The organism is Mesotoga sp. UBA5847 (assembly GCF_002432735.1).
GTDB lineage: Bacteria > Thermotogota > Thermotogae > Petrotogales > Kosmotogaceae > Mesotoga.
On the sequence record NZ_DJGL01000055.1, the window covers coordinates 1 to 5,500 of the forward strand.

The following is a 5,500-nucleotide window of genomic DNA, read 5'->3' on the forward strand; positions in this document are numbered from 1 at the left end:
GCCCCTAGAAAGGTTCTCCCTCTTGGCGAAGCCAGCCTTACGTCCCCGGATGGTTGGGGGTGAAATCCCCCTGGGCTACTCACGGTTGTGTAGGTTGCGAAAAGCGGATTACTCCAGAGAAGCCCTTCGCGATCTCCTTATCAAGGAGGACAAGTCCACATAATGTCGGAAACTTATGGAGCATCAATCCATAAAAAGTACAGAAGGTGGTATTATTTACTTGGTGATGAAGATGGATTTTTCGACATTAGCATTTTACAATCCATGGTGGGACGAAAAAAGCAAAATTTCAAACTACACTTTCCATCTCGTAGACGAGTACGAAAGCAGCTCCTTCAAAAGAGACTACAATGGGTTGTTTGATCTGTCTGGAAATAACCTATACATCATCAGGGGTCCACGTCAGATCGGCAAGTCTACCCTGCTTAAATTCACAATTACAAACCTCCTGAAGTCTGGAGAGAGGCGCTCAGTGCTCTATCTTCCGCTGGATACAATATCCAGAGCCGATGAGCTCAGAGGCCTTTTGATTCAATATCTTCAATTCTCAAGAAACGAGAAGAAACGATACATTTTCATTGATGAAATCACGATGGTCGATCAGTGGCAACGCGCAGTCAAGGAGGTCCGGGACAATACAGAGATGGGTAGTGACTTCTTTGCTCTGTCAGGCTCCTCTGCAAGCGACTTAAAGAGATCATCTGAAAGGCTTCCCGGTAGGAAGGGGCAAAGTGGCGCAGATATTGTGCTTCTTCCGTTGAGCTTCAGAGAGTATCTAAGTTGCAAGAAAGTTAACGGGCTTCCGAAATGCCGACCTGAGGAAATTCTGAAAATGGTCCCGGCAGACTCCTTTGAGCTGCTCATCAAAAACGAAATTCTTAAGATTGAATTCTTCAACTATATAGCCTCTGGAGGATTTCCAGCGGCAATCGAAGCTTATGCAAAAGGTGAAAGTAGCGATACCCTGCTAAGAACTTTCTGGGAGATCCTGATAGGAAACATAGAGAGGTATGGTCTTTCGAGAGCGAAACTCATCCAGATACTTACCTATGTCTCGACGAGACTTTCATCGCGATTCTCCTGGAGCAGTGCAGCAAGCGAGACGGAAATTGACACAAAGACATTTCAAAAATACGTCGAAGTCCTGGGAATGGACTACTTGCTCCTTACCCTCAAGCACATAGATCAAAAAACACACCTCCCTTCAGAAAAGAAGCAGAAGAAGATATATTACTGCGACAGACTAATCTCAGATGTAGTATCCCAGAAGCTTGGTCTTCAGCTTGACAGAAGCGCAATACTGGAGAACATCTTGGCGACCAACTGCGCATTCGTCTTTGGTAAGAACCTTGACAATGGACTTGATTCGATTACTGACGTCGGTTACTGGTACTCAAAAGAAGGGAAAGAAATCGACCTGCTAATGAAAAACGTTCCGATAGAGCTGAAGTATCAGAACAGTATAACTCCGCAAGATCTCTCGACCATAAAAAGGCACTTCAAGAAGGGAATCATCCTTTCGAAGCAAACTCTTGATCTTTCGGGAAATATAAAAATACTGCCTCTTCACATTTTTCTCGCGATTACTGGACAGTAAGTCTTTGCTGGATTACCTTGACGAAGTCAGTTAACTCTGTCATCCCGGTCTCCTACACTGTCATCCCGTAATGCTTCTGTACGGGATCTCGTTCTCTGGGTTGCTTCTCCGAAATGAAGACTCTCGAGGGCGAAGACAAATCTCCTCAAGTCCTTATTTTGAGAGGTTTGGTTGAAAAATTCAGGAATTCATGCGGAAGTTGATATAATTACTTTGCTTAGACTAAGCACCCCAGGAAGAAGCTCATCATTACCCACAAGTACGTAATGCATCATAATTAAATCTACTCAAGAGAGAGTTAATGCATCAAAATAGAATCTANNAGCGAACTTGTGTGTTAATTTTTTCATCAGCATTATTGACTTTCTGCCACTCTGAAAAAGGAAGGGAATAGTTCCAGCGTATTTCTGCATCTCCTGGTAGCTTCTGAATCATGTGTTAGATAAGCCTTTACTATGTATGAGCCTATTACAGCCTTCACACCTGGAATAGAGAGGATGATCCTGTGTGGACTATTCTCTAGGGCCTCTCCCATTGTTTTTTGCAAGAGTGAATTCCCTGTATTTGCAAGAATTCCAAAGAACTTTCCACCCGGGAAATTTAGTTAATGAGTGTTCATTAGAGAATCTCTAATTCTAAAACTCTGACCTTCTGTGACGAAAATAGGGACTCCATTTTTAGGAACAAGAGCAGTTCCTCGTTCCGACGCTTCGCGTCCAGGCTCTTGGTTGAGAGGGAAGGTCATAGTTCTGGTGCTTCGCACCTAGGTTCCGACTTGGCCGACAAGTCCGTCAAGTTACGGACGGTTCCGACAGGCGCGGGAAAAAAGGGACATAAGGAACCTGTCAGTCCCTATTTTCGCTTCTCGTCATCTCGTGGTTTTTAACTACGATTTCGGTCTGCGGTGGCTCTTTCTCTCGCTCTTCTCGGTGGACGGTGGACCGTTGACGGACAACGTTGTTTTGAGCAGCGTTCAGCGGGTTCTTGTTCTTAAGCGTACAGCGGCTTTTTCGGTGAACGGATCCTCGCTCTTGGACAGCCAACGGATTACGGCTCTACCCAGCGTTCAGCGGTACTTAGGTGCGAGATCCCGTGCAGAAACATCACGGGATGACCNNTTAAGCGTACAGCGGAACTTCTGGTGTACAGCGGATCTTTTTGCCTGCGAAGCGGAACTTGCCTTTGCGAAACAAAGACTGACCGCACGAAGTGCGACTGGCCTGCGTTAGCAGCCTGGCTCCTTTTTTGCCTCCTGCCGAAGGCAGCCTTGCGACCTGGCGTGATCTTCGCCAGCATTGCGTCCCCGGATGCTTCTCCGGGCATTGCGACCTGGGCCGTTCTTGCCCAGCCCTGCGTCTGATGTTTTACTCCAGCATCACTTCCCGACGAAGTCGGAATCTCAATACCATTGTCGATCAGTAAGCAAAATGCGAAGGCCGCCCACTTTGGGCGGCCCTCTTCTGAACAACCTTCATTGTGAAAGGAGTGCTTCTAGAAGACTACTTTGCCTTGTAACCGTCGTCTCCAAATACATGACCTTCGTCGTATCCCACTGCATCAAGCCACCAGTCAGGGTATCCTGCAGAAGATCCGACGTTAGGAACGTTGATATATCCATCTCTGTACTTCGTTATCAGGTACCTATTGAAATCCCAAACGTCTTCCATGACTCTGTTAGTAACATTAGCCACGTAATCGGTGAGAAATTCCTTACAGAGTTCGGGGTTAACTTCGTAGAGCTGTGCTGCAGCCGCTTCGATCGCCGGCTGTACTGCAAAGAGCTTTCCTTCGATTTCCTGCTGAAGAGCCTGTATCTCGGGATACATGTAGCTGAATTTTAGCTCTGCCCAGTTGCCCATGAAGTTCATGGCCCAACCTGCTACGTCGGCATCAAATTCGTGAAGATTACCATGATCAAATGCGTAGGGAACGTCGTTGATTCCACAGTAAAGAGGAACGAGAATCGATTCATGAGGTGCTGCCGCTCCGAACCATACGACTCCACCGATAGGATCTGGCAACCAGTTTCTGACCTGGGTAACAAACACATAATCACATCTGAATATTGAGATTGCTCTTTCCCAGCTACCCTTTATTAGCTTGCTCGATCCTGAATAACGATTAGGATTGCCGAAAGGTCCCGCTGCGAGTCCTTCAGTCAGGTCAAATTCCGTGCCTTCGTAGAAGTCTCTGAAGAGAGAGATTACGTCAGCAACGGAAAGCTTCTCATCAGGCACTACCGAGAACGGGTAATCAGTCGTGAATCCATCTTCTACCCAAGGAGAGAATTCCTTAGAGGGTGCTACCCTGTCAAGTACTCTCCAGATTCTTCTCAAACTGTAATAGGGCTGAGAATACTCGCCTGTGCTGACCGTTGCCATCCAATCGATAGGACCGGTACTGGGATCGTACCAGCCTGCTTCTGTAGCCACTTCAATCAAATTCGGAGAGAACATGATGTCGGGATTTTCAGGATCCAGTTCCCTGATCCTGAAAATGTTGGCCTCGACGAAGACTTCTCCATCCGGAACCTTCTTCGCTGCCCAGAGAGCACTCTTTTTGTCTGGTGATGCGCATACTTCAAAGACCCATGCTTCGTTGGGGTCTGTAACCGTCAAGGTTTCGCCCCAACCGTAATAACCGTACTCAACGGCGAGGTCTCCCATAAGCTGAACTGCGTCTCTAGCAGTTGTACATCTCTCGAGTGCCACTTTTGAAAGAGCGGCAATATCGAAGATACACTCGCCTGCTACAGGCTGGGCGTAGACCTTTGCCGAACAGGTACATTCGCCGATCGCAACCTGATGTTCGTTGATGACGCCGTATGCCGCTTCATAGTAAGCAAATGTGTGTTCAACCTGATCGATGTATCCAAGAGGTTCGTAAGGTGCGAAGTTAGGGTCATCGTAAGTCGGGCCCATATCTTTACCAACATAGCGTGGATAAGGTTCGTGGAACGGATATACAGGTCTCTTACTACCGGCTTCGAAGTCGGCCGCTGGAATGTAGACATACCTGAAATCACATTCACCGCAGTCACAGGAATGGCTTGTCATGACCGAGCCGTCAACAGATGCTCCCTTTGTTACGATAATCGTAGTACATGCCCAACCGAAGCTTACGATTGCAGCTACGGCAATCAGAACTAACAACGTTTTGCGCAAATAAAACCCCTCCTACTGTAGTGTATTTATGGGGAATACCCCAAACTTGAGGTCTTACGACCCCCAGAAAAACAAGAAAACAGCTCACTCATGACAACACCTCAACGAACGGATAATCCGTTCAGTTTCGAATCAGATGAAAACCGATTTGAAAAAAGGTGCCAATAATCTTCGGGAGGTAGATCCATGATCCTGTCGAATAGCGCACAGCTGAACTAACGAATAGACTTCGCTAATTATCGCTGAATAGCTAACAAGTATTCAATGACCTTGTAAGCAAGGATCGCCTGCGGGAAGAATCGAACAAATTGATTATAACAGCAAATACTATGATAAACGAACTTTTCCAAATTATGCAACAGAAGTTTTAAAAAGGAGTGATTTACTCTGGTCTGGCTTTTGACCGAGTCCCCATACGCAGTAATCTCGTTGCTCGACCCGGGATCTGGGCCTTCGTCTGGAGTCTAGGATCTCGGGTGTGGCAAAAAGAGGCGATTTACTCTTCAGTCATTCCTTGGAGCCTGCCCAAAATGCTGCTGTTTGGGCATTCTGTTTCAGGCACCTATTCAGATCTCCCATGCGGATCTGCCTTCTCTTTGCTATTCATAGTTTCGAATGGTTTCTCTCGAAGCGAAGCTTCATCTCAAACTCAAAGCGACTTCTCGTTCTCTCGTTCTGGTCTCGCTTCGTCGGAGAACCGATAACGGATAACCATTCCTGCAACTTGCATCTTGGAACT

Annotated in this window: 2 protein-coding genes; one reads left to right on the top strand and one right to left on the bottom strand. The window is 46.8% G+C overall.

The genetic code is table 11. From position 1 onward, the window contains the following. Positions 1-232 precede the first annotated feature (232 nt). On the top strand, positions 233-1,597 hold the full coding sequence (locus B3K91_RS05755; protein WP_292594260.1) for an ATP-binding protein: 1,365 nt from the start codon (positions 233-235) through the stop codon (positions 1,595-1,597). A 1,499-nt stretch (positions 1,598-3,096) separates the two neighbouring features. Here B3K91_RS05755 and B3K91_RS05760 read toward each other — a convergent pair. Further along, positions 3,097-4,761: a dipeptidase gene (locus tag B3K91_RS05760; protein ID WP_214079572.1), complete on the bottom strand. Its 1,665-nt coding sequence runs from the start codon at positions 4,759-4,761 to the stop codon at positions 3,097-3,099. Between the last annotated feature and the right edge of the window lie 739 nt (positions 4,762-5,500).